The organism is Clostridia bacterium (assembly GCA_017438525.1).
Lineage (GTDB): Bacteria > Bacillota > Clostridia > Oscillospirales > RGIG8002 > RGIG8002.
The window spans coordinates 1-16,034 of sequence record JAFRVI010000059.1; the positions used below are offsets into that span (position 1 = coordinate 1).

The 16,034-nt window shown below is 58.3% G+C and carries 18 protein-coding genes and 1 tRNA gene; 4 read left to right on the forward strand and 15 right to left on the reverse strand.

The genetic code is table 11. The annotated features are described in order from the left end of the window. Window positions 1-92: 92 nt before the first annotated feature. From IJL83_05965 to IJL83_06025, 13 genes are all read right to left on the reverse strand, one after another. A complete protein-coding gene (locus tag IJL83_05965) occupies window positions 93-1,295 on the reverse strand; it encodes a glycoside hydrolase family 27 protein (GenBank protein ID MBQ6553143.1) in 1,203 nt (400 codons plus the stop codon). A 27-nt stretch (window positions 1,296-1,322) separates the two neighbouring features. Beyond that, entirely contained in the window at window positions 1,323-2,342 is a 1,020-nt protein-coding gene (locus tag IJL83_05970) for a glycoside hydrolase family 130 protein (protein MBQ6553144.1), read from the reverse strand. Window positions 2,343-2,377: 35 nt separating this feature from the next. After that, window positions 2,378-3,142 carry a hypothetical protein gene (locus IJL83_05975; GenBank protein MBQ6553145.1) on the reverse strand — a complete coding sequence of 255 codons (765 nt, stop codon included), beginning with the start codon at window positions 3,140-3,142 and terminating at the stop codon, window positions 2,378-2,380. A gap of 45 nt (window positions 3,143-3,187) precedes the next feature. Next, complete coding sequence (locus IJL83_05980) at window positions 3,188-3,916, reverse strand: glycoside hydrolase family 16 protein (protein ID MBQ6553146.1); 729 nt, start codon at window positions 3,914-3,916, stop codon at window positions 3,188-3,190. Between the two features lies 1 nt (window position 3,917). Beyond that, window positions 3,918-4,652 carry a glycoside hydrolase family 16 protein gene (locus IJL83_05985; GenBank protein ID MBQ6553147.1) on the reverse strand — a complete coding sequence of 245 codons (735 nt, stop codon included), beginning with the start codon at window positions 4,650-4,652 and terminating at the stop codon, window positions 3,918-3,920. A gap of 114 nt (window positions 4,653-4,766) precedes the next feature. Beyond that, complete coding sequence (locus IJL83_05990; GenBank protein MBQ6553148.1) at window positions 4,767-7,139, reverse strand: endonuclease MutS2; 2,373 nt, start codon at window positions 7,137-7,139, stop codon at window positions 4,767-4,769. A 1-nt stretch (window position 7,140) separates the two neighbouring features. Beyond that, window positions 7,141-7,887 (reverse strand): DNA repair protein RecO, encoded by a 747-nt coding sequence (gene recO / locus IJL83_05995; protein ID MBQ6553149.1) that lies wholly within the window; start codon window positions 7,885-7,887, stop codon window positions 7,141-7,143. Further along, window positions 7,884-8,777 (reverse strand): GTPase Era, encoded by an 894-nt coding sequence (gene era, locus IJL83_06000; protein ID MBQ6553150.1) that lies wholly within the window; start codon window positions 8,775-8,777, stop codon window positions 7,884-7,886. The genes recO and era overlap by 4 nt, the downstream gene beginning before the upstream one ends. 1 nt (window position 8,778) lies before the next feature. Then, the gene (locus IJL83_06005) at window positions 8,779-9,333 is read right to left on the reverse strand and encodes a diacylglycerol kinase family protein (GenBank protein ID MBQ6553151.1); all 555 of its coding nucleotides are present in this window, start codon (window positions 9,331-9,333) and stop codon (window positions 8,779-8,781) included. After that, complete coding sequence (gene ybeY / locus IJL83_06010; GenBank protein MBQ6553152.1) at window positions 9,263-9,709, reverse strand: rRNA maturation RNase YbeY; 447 nt, start codon at window positions 9,707-9,709, stop codon at window positions 9,263-9,265. The genes IJL83_06005 and ybeY overlap by 71 nt, the downstream gene beginning before the upstream one ends. Continuing rightward, window positions 9,706-10,674 (reverse strand): PhoH family protein, encoded by a 969-nt coding sequence (locus tag IJL83_06015; GenBank protein ID MBQ6553153.1) that lies wholly within the window; start codon window positions 10,672-10,674, stop codon window positions 9,706-9,708. The genes ybeY and IJL83_06015 overlap by 4 nt, the downstream gene beginning before the upstream one ends. A 22-nt stretch (window positions 10,675-10,696) precedes the next feature. After that, window positions 10,697-11,884: a sporulation protein YqfD gene (locus IJL83_06020; GenBank protein MBQ6553154.1), complete on the reverse strand. Its 1,188-nt coding sequence runs from the start codon at window positions 11,882-11,884 to the stop codon at window positions 10,697-10,699. Next, complete coding sequence (locus IJL83_06025) at window positions 11,875-12,171, reverse strand: YabP/YqfC family sporulation protein (GenBank protein MBQ6553155.1); 297 nt, start codon at window positions 12,169-12,171, stop codon at window positions 11,875-11,877. The genes IJL83_06020 and IJL83_06025 overlap by 10 nt, the downstream gene beginning before the upstream one ends. 85 nt (window positions 12,172-12,256) lie before the next feature. Between IJL83_06025 and IJL83_06030 the strand changes: the two genes are divergently transcribed. Then, on the forward strand, window positions 12,257-13,318 hold the full coding sequence (locus IJL83_06030; protein MBQ6553156.1) for a hypothetical protein: 1,062 nt from the start codon (window positions 12,257-12,259) through the stop codon (window positions 13,316-13,318). 52 nt (window positions 13,319-13,370) lie between these two features. On the opposite strand, the gene IJL83_06035 is transcribed toward IJL83_06030, so the two are convergent. After that, window positions 13,371-13,733, reverse strand: coding sequence for a hypothetical protein (locus IJL83_06035; protein ID MBQ6553157.1), 363 nt, complete (start codon window positions 13,731-13,733; stop codon window positions 13,371-13,373). Window positions 13,734-13,799: 66 nt separating this feature from the next. Further along, window positions 13,800-13,982: a hypothetical protein gene (locus tag IJL83_06040; protein MBQ6553158.1), complete on the reverse strand. Its 183-nt coding sequence runs from the start codon at window positions 13,980-13,982 to the stop codon at window positions 13,800-13,802. Window positions 13,983-14,122: 140 nt separating this feature from the next. Here IJL83_06040 and IJL83_06045 point away from each other — a divergent pair. From IJL83_06045 to IJL83_06055, 3 genes are all read left to right on the forward strand, one after another. Further along, a tRNA-Arg gene (locus IJL83_06045) sits at window positions 14,123-14,199 on the forward strand. 349 nt (window positions 14,200-14,548) lie between these two features. After that, complete coding sequence (locus IJL83_06050) at window positions 14,549-15,571, forward strand: WYL domain-containing transcriptional regulator (protein MBQ6553159.1); 1,023 nt, start codon at window positions 14,549-14,551, stop codon at window positions 15,569-15,571. A 3-nt stretch (window positions 15,572-15,574) separates the two neighbouring features. After that, window positions 15,575-16,034 (forward strand): site-specific DNA-methyltransferase (locus IJL83_06055; GenBank protein MBQ6553160.1); only part of this gene is annotated, 460 nt, incomplete at its 3' end.

Below are 16,034 nucleotides of genomic sequence, written 5' to 3' on the forward strand. Positions count from 1 at the left end.
ACCCACGGGACCCATTTATGGGTAGTAAGTAACAGATGCATGGCTGGCAGGCCAATCTAAAACGCACTTGTGCGTCGCCAGTATTATAAGGGCTATGCCCGAAAATGAAATACCCCCCGTTTTACGGGGGGATATTTATTTTGTTTTTTTGTCCGTTTCTTTTTCGCGTCGACTATCTTCGCCAGATAAACTCTGCAGTCGTGCGGGGCGACGCGCTCGTTCATATACTCACTGCGCACGCCGATCTCCTCGCCGGTGAAGGCGTCGGTCAGCGCCAAACCCTTGCCGGAGGAGGCGGGGATACCGATATCCTCGAAGGCGAGCCAGGTGCCGATGCCTTCCTCGTCGCTGAGATTCGTGAACATAATCGCGATCTCGTTATCCGAGAGCAGACGGACGTAGACGTTGTTCTCGTCCTTCTCGGTGTGAACGGCGATGAAGGGCGGGCGGCACGCGGGATCCTGGTTGATGCGTATCAGCCGGGGATTCGTCAGCAGCTCGCGGGTGAAGTCGTTCATGCTGCGTACGTCGCAGCCGATCATCAGCGGCGAGGCGAACATGCACCAGAGCGCGAACTCGGTGCGGTATTCGATATCCGTGCAGCCGGTCAGTCCGGCGTTGCCGCGCGCGTACATCCCGACGGTCAGCATATCGATGTCGTTGAAGCAGCCGCCGCCGTTATGCGAGAAGTTGTTTATCTGACTTAAGAATATCTGCTTGTAGCACTCGTAGGAGTCGTGGATGTCGCCGGTAGAGCGGAACATTCCCGCGCCGGTGGAGCGTATCCAGTCGTGAACGCCGTCCATGCCCCAGTTGCAGGCGGAGAGAAGTATGTCGCGTCCCGTCGCCTGCAGCGCCAGGCTCATCCTGCGGTAGAGCAGGTTGGAGGGCGCGGCGGCGGGCTTGTAGCAGGTGTCGTATTTCAGGAAATCCGCGCCGTATTCCGCGAAGGTCTCGGCGTCGAGGAATTCGTGGTCGAAGGAGCCGGGGAAGTCCGCGCAGGTGCGCGTTCCGATGCAGGAGTACATACCGAACTTCAGCCCTTTTGAATGGACGTAGTCGCTGACCGCCTTCATCCCGTTCGGGAACTTGACGTGATCGGGCAGTATCTTGCCGGTGACGGGATCGCGCTGTCTTTCGCTCCAGCAGTCGTCTATGACGAGGTATTCGTAGCCCGCGTCGCGCAGGCCGGTATCGACCATGGCGTCGGCGGTCTCGCGGATCAGCGATTCGTCGATCTTGTCGGCGAAGGTGTTCCAGGTGTTGAAGCCCATGGGCGGGGTTTTCGGAAACATGGCTTTCCCTCCGTTCCTTTCAGCGCTTTATTTCACGGTCTCGTCGTCTTTCGGCGCGAGCTTGCTGTTTTCGATAGCGAAGCGGCAGACCTCGTCGACGGTTGTGAAGGCGAGGGCGGTGTAGGTATCCGCCGCGCCGTAGTAGATCGCGATCCTGCCGGTGTCGGCGTCCGCGAGCGCGGCGCAGGGGAAGCAGACGTTCGGCACCATACCGCTGACTTCATAGGGCATTTCGGGCGTGAGAACGTAGTCGGACGCTCTGTAAAGCACCTTCCACGGCTCGTTCTTGTCGAGTATGGCGACGCCCATTGAATAAACGTAGCCGTTGCAGGTGTTGCATACGCCGTGATAGAAGGTCAGCCAGCCGAGGTTGGTCTCTATCGGTATCGGGCCGGCGCCTATCTTCATATCCTGCCACCAGCCGTACGCCTTGTTGCTCATCACCTTGCGGTGTCTGCCCCAATATATCATATCGGGGCTTTCGCTGATATAGATATCGCCGAAGGGGGTGTGACCGTAGTCGCTCGGGCGGGAGAGCATATAGAACTTGCCGCCGATCTTCCTCGGGAAGAGCACGCCGTTGCGGTTCGGCACGAGGAAGGCGTTATCGAGGCGGGTGTATTCCTTGAAGTCGTTCGTCTTCGCGACCGCGATGGTCGGGCCGCCGCCGAAGTCGGTGCACCAGGTTATGTAATAGGTCCCCTCGATTTCAACAAGGCGCGGATCGTAGCCGTAGGCGGAAACGAACTCCTCGCCGTTTTCGTCTTTCCAGTGGATATAATCCGGATTTATGTCCCAATGGATGCCGTCCTCGGAGGTGCCGAAATGTATCTGCGGGAGGATAGCGCGGTTGTCGGCGCGGAAAACGCCGACGAACTTGCCGTCCTTCGGGATAACGGCGCTGTTGAAGATGCGGCTCGCTCTTCCGACGGGATTCCACTGAGTGATGGGATTCTCGGAATAGCGCCACACGGGGAAGGGGTATCCCTCGGGCTTGTTTTGCCAGGGGATGTTCGGGATGGATTTGCCGATGATCTTGATTTCCATAATGGTCTCCGTTCTGCCGCTTTTGCGGCCGTTTTTTATATTTCGCGCCTGACTATGCCGGAAAGCATGATGTAAGGCAGCGAGAAGCGGTTATCGATATAGGATTCGGGCGTCGAGTTGACCGACGTGCCGCTTTCGGCGATCGGCAGCGAAAGCGCCAGCCCTTTTCTGCCGACAGAGAGCAATGCGCCGCAATTCGCGGCGGCTTCGGTCAGATCGAGCGCGAGAAGCGGACGGGTGAAATACAGTCCGCTGCTGAGGTCGGTCTTTTTGCATTCCTCCGCGAGCTCCGCAACGGGAGGCACCTTGCCTGAGAAGACGTATTCAAGCTCCAGTCGGTCTCCTCTGCGCGAGACGTCGAGGCGGATATCGTTTTCCGGATCGTAATCGAGCGCGAGCGCGATCGGGAGGAGAAGAAGCATACAGCACTTTTCAGCCGATATCTTCAAGTTGCATGGAGGCACAAAGCCGGTGTAGCTGAATAACGTCCCTACTTTCATACATATCGATTCAACAGTGCGGCAGCAGTTGACATAAACATCAAAGAAGGAACAGCAGTTGTCTGATTTGCCGGTCGAAGTGAGATAACTCCCTATACGATCGAGCAGCAGCCGATTGCATATCAGGCGGCAGCACTCGACGTCGATATCCGCAAGCTTTTCTTTGAAGCAGTCGGGCAGCTCGGAGTTGAGCAGATCGTCACATGTATAAAGAATTCTGTTCAGCGCTTCATTTGTAAAGGCGGCGGAAGCCGCTTTTATGCGGAGCAATTCGCTGTTGATCTCGCTTTCGTTACGCATATATCCCTCTCTTTCCCCGTTTGTATCTATTATCCGGAATAATAATTATTGATATACCCTCACATAGTCGATTATATAATCCTGCGGCAGTTCGGTTTCTTCGTTCGGGCAGGATTCCGGTCCCCAATTCTCGAGCGAGGTATTGAGGATGATGAAGTGCGGCTTATTGAAGGCGCCCTGCATATCCGGAGTTATCTCCATTCTGTAGAGCTCATGCTCGTCGAAGAAGAAGGTCATGCCCTCGGCGTCCCATTCGACCGCGTAGATGTGGAAGTCTTCGCAGAGCGGGCGGTCGTTGATATAGGACTTCTCACGTCCGCCGTACTGGTCGTGGCCGCGTTTCTCGTAGGATTCCCAGTGCACCGTGGAGAGCGTTTCGCAATCGCGGATGCCGGCTCCGCCGGTCATCTCCATAATGTCGATCTCGCCGCAGAGGGGCCAGTCGACGCCGTCGAAGAAGTTGGCGCCGAGAGTCCAGAACGCCGGCCAGAGCGCACGGCTGCGCGGGAGCTTCGCGCGCATTTCAATGCGGCCGTAGAGCCACACCTTGTGCGGTCCGGTGATGACGCTGGCGGAGGTGTATTCCGCGCCCTCGTAGTTTTCGCGCAGGGTGCGTATAACGAGACAGCCGTTCTCGACGAAGCAGTTTTCGCGGCGGTTGGTGAAGTACTGCGGCTCGCCCTTGCGGAGCATGCCGACCTCCTTCGTCCAGACCTGCGGATCGAGATCCGCGCCGTTGAAGTCGTCTTCAAAAACGAGGTTGGTGTATTTCATGTCACGCCTCCTGATAAACGCGGACGTAGTCTATAACGTATCTCTGCGGCAGGTCGGTCTCTTCGTTGGGGCAGGTGTTCTCATCCCAGTTCTCGAGCGCGGTGTTCAGCAGGATGTAGTGCGGCTTGTCGAAGGAGCCCTGCATATCGGGGGTTATATCGCATTCGAAAATCACGGTGTCGTCGAAGTACCATACGAATTTATACTTCGTCCATTCGACTGCGTATATGTGGAAGTCTTCGCTGAGCTCTCTGTCGTAGGTATAAACGCCGTTGGAGGTGCCGCCGCTTTCGCGGTGCTCGCCGGTCTCGGCGGAAAGCCAGTGGAGCGTGGCGATCGTCTGTCTCTCGCGGAGCGGATTGCCGCCGAGTTTTTCCATTATGTCGATCTCGCCGCAGAGCGGCCAGTTGACCTCGTGGATGTTCGTGCCGAGCGTCCAGAACGCCGGCCATACGCTGCGGCTGCGGGGGAGTTTGGCGCGCATCTCGAAGCGGCCGTAGGTCCAGGAGTGCGAAAATTGTGTCGTTACCTCTGCGGAGGTGTAGTGCGCTCCCTCGTATTCCTCGCGGAGCGTCTGAATGACGAGGCAGCCGTCTTCGATGAAGCAGTTTCTGTCCTCTTTTGTGTAATACTGCGGTTCTCTGTTGCGGATAAGTCCGGTGTCTTTGTGCCAGACCTCTTCGTTGAGCTTCGGCTCGTTGAAATCGTCCTCGAAGACGAGCTTCCAATTGCTCATACTATCGTCCTTTCTTTTTCTGTATATTGTTTTTATAACCTGTAAGTCTGAATTATTGTTAATTTTATCATATCGAAGCCGTAAAAATCAATAGCATTCGACATTTATCGACAATTATTTGAGCTCGACGACGGTAACGCCGTGCTCGCCTTCGCCGTAGGTGCCGGGGCGGTAGCTCTTGACCGCCTTGTGCGAGCGCAGATATACGGCGACGGCGGCGCGGAGCGCGCCCGTGCCTTTGCCGTGGATTATCGTGAAGTTCTTGACCTTGTTCATCACGCAGCTGTCGATGAAGGAATCGAGCTCGATCTCCGCCTCCATCGCGGTCTTGCCGCGAACGTCTATTTCGAGTTTCGCCGGCGTTTCAACGCGCACGACGGAGGTGCCGCCGGTGTTCTTCGGTTTGCTCATGCTGCCTTCGAGCAGGCGCAGGGAGGACTGGTCGATTTTCATCTTGACGTTGCCGACGATGACGGTCAGCTTGCCGCTCTTATCGGGCAGGGACTGCACCGTGCCGTTGCGGTTGACGTCGGTGACGAAGACGGAGTCGCCGATTTTCAGCGGCCGCGGCAGCTCGTAATGGTCGTTGACCGGCTTGCGCTCCGCGATCTCGTTTTCGAGCTTGTTCAGGCCGGTGTTGGCCGCTAACTTCGCATCGAGTATCTTTTTGCGGACCTCCTCGTCGTCGAGCTCGCGCGCGAGCTTGTTGAGGCGCTCCATTATAGCGGCGACCTCCTTGCGAGAATCGTCAAGCAGGCGCTCTTTTTCCTTTTCCGCGTCCTTGAGAAGCGCGTCGCGCGTGCGCTCGAGGCCGAGGTATTCCTGTTCGGCCTTCGCTTTGCGCGCGCTCGCCTGGCGGAGAAGGTCGTTGGCGTGCTCCTTCTCCTTTTCCGCCGCCTGGCGCGCCGTTTCGAGCTTGGAGATGACCTCCTCGAAGCGGGAGTTGTCGGCGGAGATAAGCTCGCCTGCGCGCGAAATGACGCCGCCGTCAAGCCCGAGGCGTTCCGCTATCGCGAAGGCGTTGGACCTGCCGGGTACGCCGATGAGCAGGCGGTAGGTGGGCTTGAGCGACTTGACGTCGAATTCGCAGGAGGCGTTTTCGACGCCCTCGGTGTTCAGCGCGTACTGCTTCAGCTCCGCGTAGTGCGTCGTAGCGGCGAGCGCCGCGCCCGTCGCCTTGACCTTTTCGAGTATCGCGATGGCGAGCGCCGCGCCCTCGACCGGGTCGGTGCCCGCGCCTATCTCGTCGAAAAGCACCAGACTGTCGCGATTGCAGCAGCCGAGTATCGCGATTATGTTCTTCATATGCGCCGAGAAGGTCGAGAGCGACTGCTCTATCGACTGCTCGTCGCCGATATCCGCCATCACGCTTGTGAAAAAGGCCGCCTTGCTGTTTTCGGAGACGGGTATATGCAGTCCGCACGCCGCCATCAGCGAGAGCAAGCCGAGCGTTTTCAGCGCGACGGTCTTGCCGCCGGTGTTCGGGCCGGTGATTATGAGCGATGTGTACGCGCCGCCGAGCCGCACGTCTATCGGCACCGCCTTGCCCTTAGGTATCAGCGGATGCCGCGCCTTTACGAAGTCGATTATCCCGTCGGCGTTCAGCTCCGGTTCGCGCCCGTCAAGCTGGAACGAAAGGCGTCCGCAGGCGAAGGCGAAGTCGAGCATGATTATATTCTTGTATGTCGAACGCACCGAACCCGCCGCCGCGGCGACGAGCGCGGAAAGCTCGGCGAGTATGCGCGCGATCTCCTTCTGCTCCTCCGAGCGAAGGACAGCGAGCTTGTTGTTCGCGTCGACCGCCGCCATCGGCTCGATAAAGTAGGTGCCGCCGCTTCCGGAGGTGTCGTGCACGAGGCCGGGGAACTCGCCGCGGTACTGCGCCTTGACGGGTATGACGTACCTGTTGTCGCGCACGGTGATGAGCGCCTCCTGCAGATACTTCTGCTTGTCGGGCGACATTATTATCTTCTGCAGCGAAACGCGGAGTTCCTCCGCGACGGCGCGGCTCTTGCGCCTTATCGAGAGCAGCTCGGGGCTTGCGTTGTCCGCGATCTCCTCGGGGGAAAGTATCGCGGAGACTATGCGTTCCTCGAGGTCGGCGTTCGGAACGACGCCGTTGAAAAACTCACTCAGACTGTCGCCGCCGGTCTTTATGTTCTTGCGGTAGGCGACGACGCGTTTGGAGACCTTCAGCACGTCCGCGACGGTCAACAGGTCGCCGGGCGAAAGCGAGCCGCCCTGCTCCGCGAGGAGCAGCAGACGTTCGATATCGCGCAGACCGCCGAAATCGAGTCCGCCGTAGTGCGTGATGAGCCCGACCGCGTCGGTCGTGCGCTTCATCCTTCTGCGCGCGCCCTCGAGCGTGCCCGCGGGTTCGAGCGCCTCGGCGAGCGCGGCGCTTTCTTCGCACTGGCACTCCTTTGCGAGCATATGCCTTATCTGCGGAAGCTCGAGCGATTCGTATGATTTTACGCTGTAATCCATATTATTCCAGCCCCTTGTAGAAGTCGAGGGCAGGGAAGCCCCTGCCGCATTGAGCGAGTAGGTATTTTTCGGCAGTCTGTCCCAGCAGGAGCAGGTTTTCGCCGCCGAGCGAGAAGGAGAAAACGCGCCCCGCCTCCGCGGAAACGACGTGCCGCATCGCGAGCAGAACGGCGGGCGTCACGGCGGTCGTTCCGGATGCGGCCTCGCGGCAGCCGTCGCAGCGGAGCGCTCCGCTGGTAAGGTCGAGCCACGCGATTCCCTCGGGCGGGAAGTCGGGCCTGCCGCACTTCTCGCAGTCGCCGAGCAGTGGAGCGTAGCCGAGTATCGCCGCGAGGCGAAGCTCGAAGCACGCCTTTATCAGCTTCAGCGGCTTTTTGCCTTCGGCGGCGAGGTGGAAGCAGTTGAGCACGAGCGGAAGTATATCCGCCGTCTCGGCGTATTCGTCGAGCAGGGAATAGACGACCTGCGAAATGTAGGAGCAGAGCGCGACGACGGAGATGTCCCTCCGCAACGCGAAAAAGCCCTCGGCAAGATCCGCGGAGTTGAGCGAATAGCGCTCCCGCGACTTGTAGAGGGTGAACTCCGAGTAGCAGAAAAGTCTCGCGCCGGAGTTTCTGCTCCTCGGATTGAAGATGCCCTTCGTCCAGACGCGGATCACTCCGCGGTCCCCGGTCAGCAGCGTGATGACGCAGTCGCCGTCGGACACCTTCTGTTCACGGATAACGAGCCCCTTGGTTTTCAGCGTCATTGAGTATCGAACATCCCTATCGAGTTTATGAATCCGGCTCTGTTGCGCCAGTTTTCCTTGACCTTGACGCGCGTCTGCAGGTTGACCTTGCAGCCGAAGAACGCTTCGCAGTCGATACGCGCGGCGGTCATGGTCTTCTTTATCAGCGAGCCGTTTTTGCCTATGATTATGCCTTTGTGGCTGTCCTTTTCGCAGTAGATGACCGCGGAAATATCGAGAATGCCGCTGTCGCGCGTCGAGAACTGCTCGATCTCGACGGCTATCCCGTGCGGGATCTCGTGGTCGAGCGAAAGCAGCAGCTTCTCGCGTATCAGCTCGGCGGCGATAACGCGGTCGGGCTGGTCGGTAACGGCGTCGTCAGGGAAAAAGTGCGGCGACGGCACGGCGAACTTTTTCAGCTCCGCCTTCAGCTCGTCGACTCCCTCGCCGGTCTCGGCGCTGATGGGGAGGACGGCTTCGAAATCGAACTGTCCGGAAAGCTCCGCGATGACCGGAAGCAGCGCTTCCTTTTCGCGCAGCGTGTCTATCTTGTTGACGCAGAGTATGACCGGAACGCCGCTTTTCTTCAATCGCTCGAGGAACTCGCCGACGGGCGAAAGTCCCGCGCCCTGCGGCTCGCAAAGGAGCAGCGCGGCGTCGACTCCGGAGGCGGCCTCGCCGACCGTCTTTATCATACCTTCGCCGAGCAGTGTGCGCGGCTTGTGGATGCCGGGAGTGTCGAGGAAGACGAACTGCGTTTCGCCCTCGGTGACGACTCCGGTCACGCGGGTGCGCGTCGTCTGCGGTTTGGGGGAAACGATGGCGATCTTCTCGCCGACCATCCTGTTGAGAAGCGTGGACTTGCCCACGTTCGGCACGCCGAGTATCGCGGCGAAAACGCTCTGTGTCATATTACTTTTCCTTTCTGTGTCTTCCGGCGAGCGCAACGAAAACGACCGCTCCGGCGAGCGCGGCGGCGAAGACCGCTATCGCCCACGGGTACGCCTTGAAAAAGGCGAGCGCGGCGTCGACGCGCGCCTTGCGGAAGAAGATGATCCCGCCTCCGACGGCGGCGAATATCGCGGCGGCGAGAACTCCGCCCGCGGCGGCGTCCTTCGCGCGTCTTGTCTGCTCGTTTCGCTCGGTGCCGACGCGGTCGAGCGTGCGCTCTATAGCGGTGTTGTGCGCCTCAGCGGAGATAACGAGCCCCATAAGTATGACCGCGGCGAGCCATTCGTACGGCTCGATGCCGCATACGAAACCGAAGAACGTGACGAAAACGCAGAAGCAGATATGCACGCGCATGTTACGCTCGCGCAGTATCGTCTCCGCGAGTCCGCGGAAGGCGTATCCGAATGAGGCGAAAAACTTTTTCACGGCGTTTCTCCTTTGCGTTTCAGTCTCTCGGCGCGATGTCTTTGAGTATAAGCTCCTCCCGCGCGCGCATCTTTGCGCGGTCGGATTCATCCTCGTGGTCGTAGCCCATCAGGTGAAGCATCGAATGCACCGTCAGGAAGGCGAGCTCGCGCTCGTATGAATGCCCGTACTCCTTCGCCTGCGAATAGACGCGGTCGCGGTTGAGCACTATGTCGCCGAGCTGCCGCGGAGTTCCGACTTCGTCGAAAAGCGGGAATGAGAGTACGTCGGTCGTCGCGTCCTTGCCGCGGTAGTCGCGGTTCAGTTCGCGGACGCGTTCGCTCTCCGTGACGAGCACGGAAACTTCGTATTCGCCCTTCAGCCCCTCCGCTTCTGCGGCGGCGCGGCAGCATCCGCGTATCAGCGCGCAGGGCGCTTTCACGCGGTAGAGGCGTTTTTCAAAATCCATACAGACCTTCAGTTTCATTCTTCCTCGCTCCTGACGCGGCGGCGCGGGCGCGACTGCGGCTCTGCGTCCGCCTTTTCGTATGCCTTGATTATGCGCTGCACGAGCGCGTGGCGCACAACGTCCTTCTCTGTGAAGCGGCAGATCTCGAGGTCCTCGATGCCGCCGAGTATGCGCATCGCGTGCACGAGTCCGCTCTTCTTTCCGGCGGGCAGGTCGATCTGGGTGATGTCGCCGGTGATGACCGCCTTCGAGCCGACGCCGAGGCGGGTGAGGAACATCTTCATCTGCTCGCGGGTGGTGTTCTGCGCCTCGTCGAGAATTATGAAGGCGTCGTCGAGCGTGCGTCCGCGCATATACGCCAGCGGCGCGACCTCGATGTTGCCGCGCTGCAGGTAGATGTTGTACGCCTCCACTCCGAGCATATCGAAAAGCCCGTCGTAGAGCGGACGCAGGTAGGGATCGACCTTGTTCTGCAGGTCGCCGGGCAGGAAGCCGAGTTTTTCGCCCGCTTCGACAGCGGGGCGGGTGAGGATGATGCGGTTGACCTGCTTGTCGCGGAACGCCTGCACCGCCATCGCGACGGCGAGGTAGGTCTTGCCGGTGCCGGCGGGGCCGACGCCGATGACGATAGTATTCTTCTTTATCGCGTCGATATAGCGCTTCTGGCCGAGCGTCTTCGCCTTGATGGGCTTGCCCTTCGCGGTGACGCAGACGCAGTCGCCGTTCATCGTCCTGAGCTTGTCCGCGCCGCCTTCGTCGACGACGGAGATGACGTAGCGTACCTCCTGCGCGGTGATGTTCTCGCCTCGCGCGGTGAGCATCAGCAGGTGCTCGATCACCTTCGCGGCGCGGTCGGCGTTCTCCTCGTCCGCGCCGGTGATCTTCAGCTCGCCGTCGCGGTTTGAAACGCTCACGTTGTAATGCCGCTCAACGAGCTTCATATTCTCGTCGAAGCTGCCGAAAACGCTTATCACGCTTTCCATTCTGTCAACTGCAATGAATCTTTCAGCCAATGTCGGCCTCCCGTTCGATATATATTTCCTTTTCTTTCGCTATGTCCGTTTCGAGCGTAAGCTCGATCGTGCAGACCGCGCCGTCCGGCAGGAAGGTCACGCTCTCGGTTTCGGAGACGGTCTCTCCGTCCGCCTTTTCAAGCGCGGCGCGTCTGCGCGCCTCTTGCGAAGCGGCTTCCGCCGCCTGCCGCGGCGTAACGCGTTTCTCCACGGTGACGTATTCGCGGTACTCCGTTTCCTCCGTCCCGACGGGGAGCTCTGCGCCGCCGAAACGCAGGCGGTTATTATAAGTCACGGTATCATATTCATTGTAACTCATTTTCGTGAAAAAAGAAAGAGGAATATTCAAATTAAACAGCCGTAAAGCCGTTTTTTTCACGGTATTTCCCGTATATTCCCGTTCCTGCGAAGAATAGGGGATGAAGACCTCGATCTTCACGGGGCAGACGGCGATGCATTCGGCGGCCGCGTGGACGGCTCCCGCCTCGTCGGTCAGCCCGCTGACGAGCAGGTCGCCCGCGGCTACGGAGTCGCCCGCCGAGACGACGGCGTCGCCCTTGAACGCGCTGACGCGCTTTATCGTGCCGCCCCGCGCGGCGACGACGTTGCATGGCGCGGAAAGCGCGACGGTTTCCGGCGGCGCCGTGCGCTCGCGCACCTCCACGGAGGCGCGGCTCCCGCGCAGGTTGACCGCGAGCCATGAGAGCTCGGGCAGCGCGATAAGCGCGTTCTGCTCGGCGGCAATCAGGTCTATATCGCTTTTGAAGGCGCCGGGATAGATCCCCTGCCGCCGCAGTTCGGACAGTATCTCGCCCTCGCTGACTTTCGTGTTTCCGCTCACGTCCGTCACCCAGATTGAACGCGACAGCAGCGTGAGAAGGAGCGCCGCCGCGACCGCGCCGGCGATAAGCCCGTTCCTGCGTCTGCCCCTGCAGAAGAGGAACGGCAGACCGAACTTGCGTTCGACGCGCATACGGCAGCCGTTGTTTTTCGCGTGCCTGCGCAGGCGGCGGTAATCCCGCGCGTCGACGTAGGCGCAGACGCCGCCCTCGACGGCGTGGACGTCGCGGACGGAAACGCCGTCCCGCGCCGCGAGCGTAACGACGCGCTCGGGGCAGCCGCCGCGCAGTGAAAACCTCACGAAGCCGCGCAGGCGGCGAAGCAGTTTGATTATCGGCATTTCTCTTCCTCCGTAAAATCCACCCCGTCGATGCAGCCCTTTATCATCGCGCTGCCGTTGCCGAGCGAACGCAGCTCGAGCCCGCTCCCGCGCACGCGGACGCGCGGCCGGCCGGTCAGAGTGATGCTCTCGGCGTCGTATTCCGCTACGCCGCGGCAGCCCTCGACGAGCGCGGACCTGCGCCCGAGCTCGACGCGCACGCCGGTGGGGGAATCCGGCTCCGTGTCTCCGGCGAATCGGAACTTCGCTTTCGCGGCGTATTTCTTCATGATTCGGTTCATCTTCATTCGTTTTCACCCGTGAAATAAATATGACCGCGCCGGCGCAATAATGCGGGCGAACGCGGCATATTATCGTGTGAGGAGTGAGGATATGGATGCGGTTTTGAGAGAGAAAAAGCGGAAAAAACTCGCGGCGCTGCTCCCGGCGGCGCTGACGTTCGCGCTGCTGGCGTTCCCTTCGCTCGCGGCGGCGGGCGCGGCGCGGGGACTGCGTCTCTGCGGAACGCTCGTTCCGGCGCTGCTGCCGTTCATGACGCTGTCGGCGTGGGCGAGCGGCGCGGGCGCGTTTTCGGGAGGAAAGCTTACGGGGAAGCTGACGCGTGCGCTTTTCGCGCTTCCGCCCGCGGCGGCGAACGCGATACTTTCCGGCTGGCTCTGCGGCTATCCCGCGGGAGCGCGCGCGGCGGCGCGGGAGTACGAGGCGGGCGCGCTGACGAAGGCGCAGGCGGAGCGCCTGCTGACCTTCTGCGCCTGCGTTTCGCCTTCGTTCGCAGTCGGCGCGGTCGGCGTTTCGCTTTTCGGCAGCGCCTACGCGGGCTTCTGCATATACGCGGGCGCGGTTATCTCCTGTCTGCTGATCGGCGTCGCAGGCAGGTTTTTCGCGAAAAAAGAACCGCCGAGGAAAGCGGCGGCGGTGAAATATGAGTCCGGCTTCGCGGAGGCGGTGGCGGACGGCGCGGAAAGCATGCTGAAGATCTGCGTGCTGACGGTGCTTTTCGGGGCGTTGATCGGAGTCGCGGAGGGTACGGCGCTCGGCAGTCTCTCCGCGCGCGCCGCGTCGGCGGTGAAGCTCGCGCTGGAGCTTACGAACGGGAGCGCGGCGGCTGCCGTTTCGGGCGGGTTCGCGCTCTGCGCCGCGGGCGCGGGCTTCGGCGGCTTGTGCGCGCTCTGCCAGTGCGCCGCGCTGACGCGGACGGAAGGGGAGCGGCTGAACGTCGCGCCCATGTTCGTTTCACGCGTCGCGCACGCCGCGCTTACGGCGCTTTTCGCGTCGCTGCTCCTGCGGCTTGACGGACGCGCGGTCGGAGTGTTTTCGACGCTGTCGGACGGCGTTCGCGCCGTGCCGAAGGTGGATAACATCCCCGCCGCCGTGGTGCTGCTCATGCTCTCCGCGACCGTGCTGATGAAGGCGTACGCGAAAAGGGGAGCGTGACTACACGTCCGTATATTTTCCGGATCGAGAACAGATTAACGTGATATCGGGATCAAATGCCGAGAATGTAAAATCCGTTTGTTTCTTTTGCTTTTCTCAGCCATGCTGTTAAAACTTCGCCTTCAACAGGGTTGCTTACAGTTATTCTTTCAATTATTGCGTCGATTTGATCGGGTGAATAATAATTGATTATTCCAAATAGATCAACTGCGCCTCGTTTGCGACTGCTATAAGCACCGTCGATAAATATACTGCTGTAATCTGTGAAAAAGAGGTCTAAATCATCGTCGGAGACATATAGCGAGTCGTCTTTTCTAAAATCAATTTTCCTGATTGATGTGATTCTTCTCAGGGATGATCCGGCGCGCATTCTGCAATACTGAAACTCGATCCAGCCCGAATCACCGATTTCCATTCGTTCTTGATAAGATCGAAACAACATCCGTGTGTTCCTCCCGAAGCTAATCAATTCTTTCGCAAATCATTCGTCGTCTTTGATGATCTTCTTGCGGAATATCGAGAATAGCGCGATACCGACCGCGAGAACGCAGAGCGCGATACCTGCGGCGAGGCGCCCGTCGATAAAGCATTTGACCGCGCAGCCGACCGAAGCGACGGCGAGTATCGGATATATTATGCTGAAGGTTTTTTCTTTTGCGTCCATGGCGGCCTCCCGTATTTGATGGTGTTATTCTATCATATCCGCGCGAAAAATGCAATCTCGAAAACAAAAGTAAAAATATGCTTGACATCTCGGGCGGTAAGTGTTAGAATATATCCTCGGAGTTCGGAAAAACCGAATACGCGCCCGTAGCTCAGCCGGATAGAGTGTTTGGCTACGAACCAAAAGGTCGTGGGTTCGAATCCCGCCGGGCGTGCCATCAAAGAAACGTCTTTTGTCTACCACGATAAAAGGCGTTTCTTTTCGCATTTTGGGCAAAAATCGGGCAAATATAGGCAAATTCGGGCTTCAAAGCGGTCAACCGGCTGCAGCGGAGCCCGATTTTTTGTTATCAGAACGCGAAAACGGTCGAAAATGCTGGTGTACTTTTTGCGTTTCTTTGCTCTGCAAAGAACACCAAAAAAGTACGGGTTGGAAGGATTTGAACCCCGAAACACGTGAAAAGGTGTATGAAACGGACAATTTTGTCACGTTCAATACTTGATTTTCGCGCTAAAATATGTTATAATGTATGCGTATTTTTATGCCCGACAGAAGGAGGAGCAACCATGGCGGAAAACAGCAATAAGATAAAGCTGCTGAAACTCTACGAGTTACTCCAAAAAGACACTGACGAAGACCAGCCCCTTTCGAAGACAGAGCTGTGCAAACGGCTTACAGAACAAGGTGTCCCCGTCAGTATCAGAACGATAGATAGAGATATCGAAGCGTTAACAGAGTTCGGCTTCGAGATCATCACATTCAAGAAAGATCATGAACGGTACTACTACGTGCCAGAGCGCGAGTTCTCTATCCCGGAACTGAAGATACTGATGGACGCTGTGCAGGCAGCGAGTTTCGTCACGGAAAAGAAGACGAAGGATCTGATCGACAAGATCGCTGCTCTCGGCGGATCATATCGCGCAGAGTTGCTGAAGCGGAACATGGTCAGCTTCAACACGCGGAAACATAGTAATGAAAAAATATTATATACGGTAGACAGCATCGAGGAAGCGATCCGCAAAAAGAAAAAGATTGCATTCCACTACTTCTACCTCGACGAAAAGAAGGAACGCGTTTATCAGTGCAAAAGCACCGGCGAGAAGAAACGCTACTATGTGGAGCCGATCGCGCTGGTGTTAAACGAAGACAACTACTACCTGATGACGTACAGCAGCAGGCACCCGGACAAGACAGCGAACTACCGGCTTGACCGGATGGATCAAGTCGAGGTCGTCGAAGAATCAGTTTTGTCAGATGCAGCACTTGAAAAGATTGCCGGAGTGGCAGAGTTCACCGAGCAGGCATTCAAGATGTACGGCGGCGAGCTCGTGGATGTGCTGATCCAATTCGACAAGACTCTGATCGGACCCGTGCTCGACAAATTCGGCGAGGACACGTCGATGATGACGGTCAACGACACAACATGCGCAGCGACGGTACACGTGCAGGTCAGCCCAACGTTCTTCGGCTGGGTGGCGCAGTTCGCTGAGAAGATGAGGATCATCTCACCGGACAGCGTGATAGTACAGTACAAAAATCATATCGAAACAATTTTGGGAATTAACAATCCCGGAAACAAGGAGAGTTAAAGCATGGCAGCGTTAGATGATTTGATCCAAAAGATCGACAATCCTGAACTTCGTGAACGCATAGCAGCGGAAGTGGGCAAACTGGCGAAGCAGAAAAAGTTCGGACTGGTATTTGAAGAACACCTGCCGGAATGCACTCCTCTCTACGATATCGCCATTAGAAAAGGCGCGAAGGTGGCGCTGAAATCGGGCGAAGTGAATGACTTTTATACCGTGCTCAAAATCGAGGACGGCAAGGCGTTATGCCTGAATAAAGACAAGACCGAAACATCGGAATTCGCGGTGGACGAGCTCGTCTGCATCGCGGAATTCGGCGAGCCGATTTATCCATGCTTGAAACCGATCGATACGGTTTGCAATGCGCCGGACAGCGATCTATGGCATACGCTGATTGAGGCGGACAACTACCACGCCTTGCAGCTATTAGAATACCTTTATGCTGGCAAGGTAGATTGCATCTATA

Bases quoted from the DNA above. Each gene is read 5' to 3' on its own strand.
- IJL83_05965 (MBQ6553143.1), bottom strand. From the start codon at position 1,295: ATGTTTCCGAAAACCCCGCCCATGGGCTTCAACACCTGGAACACCTTC.
- IJL83_05970 (MBQ6553144.1), bottom strand. From the start codon at position 2,342: ATGGAAATCAAGATCATCGGCAAATCCATCCCGAACATCCCCTGGCAA.
- IJL83_05975 (MBQ6553145.1), bottom strand. From the start codon at position 3,142: ATGCGTAACGAAAGCGAGATCAACAGCGAATTGCTCCGCATAAAAGCG.
- IJL83_05980 (MBQ6553146.1), bottom strand. From the start codon at position 3,916: ATGAAATACACCAACCTCGTTTTTGAAGACGACTTCAACGGCGCGGAT.
- IJL83_05985 (MBQ6553147.1), bottom strand. From the start codon at position 4,652: ATGAGCAATTGGAAGCTCGTCTTCGAGGACGATTTCAACGAGCCGAAG.
- IJL83_05990 (MBQ6553148.1), bottom strand. From the start codon at position 7,139: ATGGATTACAGCGTAAAATCATACGAATCGCTCGAGCTTCCGCAGATA.
- recO (MBQ6553149.1), bottom strand. From the start codon at position 7,887: ATGACGCTGAAAACCAAGGGGCTCGTTATCCGTGAACAGAAGGTGTCC.
- era (MBQ6553150.1), bottom strand. From the start codon at position 8,777: ATGACACAGAGCGTTTTCGCCGCGATACTCGGCGTGCCGAACGTGGGC.
- IJL83_06005 (MBQ6553151.1), bottom strand. From the start codon at position 9,333: ATGAATCCGACCGCGCAAAGATGCGCGCGCGGGAGGAGCTTATACTCA.
- ybeY (MBQ6553152.1), bottom strand. From the start codon at position 9,709: ATGAAACTGAAGGTCTGTATGGATTTTGAAAAACGCCTCTACCGCGTG.
- IJL83_06015 (MBQ6553153.1), bottom strand. From the start codon at position 10,674: ATGGAAAGCGTGATAAGCGTTTTCGGCAGCTTCGACGAGAATATGAAG.
- IJL83_06020 (MBQ6553154.1), bottom strand. From the start codon at position 11,884: ATGCCGATAATCAAACTGCTTCGCCGCCTGCGCGGCTTCGTGAGGTTT.
- IJL83_06025 (MBQ6553155.1), bottom strand. From the start codon at position 12,171: ATGAAGATGAACCGAATCATGAAGAAATACGCCGCGAAAGCGAAGTTC.
- IJL83_06030 (MBQ6553156.1), top strand. From the start codon at position 12,257: ATGGATGCGGTTTTGAGAGAGAAAAAGCGGAAAAAACTCGCGGCGCTG.
- IJL83_06035 (MBQ6553157.1), bottom strand. From the start codon at position 13,733: ATGGAAATCGGTGATTCGGGCTGGATCGAGTTTCAGTATTGCAGAATG.
- IJL83_06040 (MBQ6553158.1), bottom strand. From the start codon at position 13,982: ATGGACGCAAAAGAAAAAACCTTCAGCATAATATATCCGATACTCGCC.
- IJL83_06050 (MBQ6553159.1), top strand. From the start codon at position 14,549: ATGGCGGAAAACAGCAATAAGATAAAGCTGCTGAAACTCTACGAGTTA.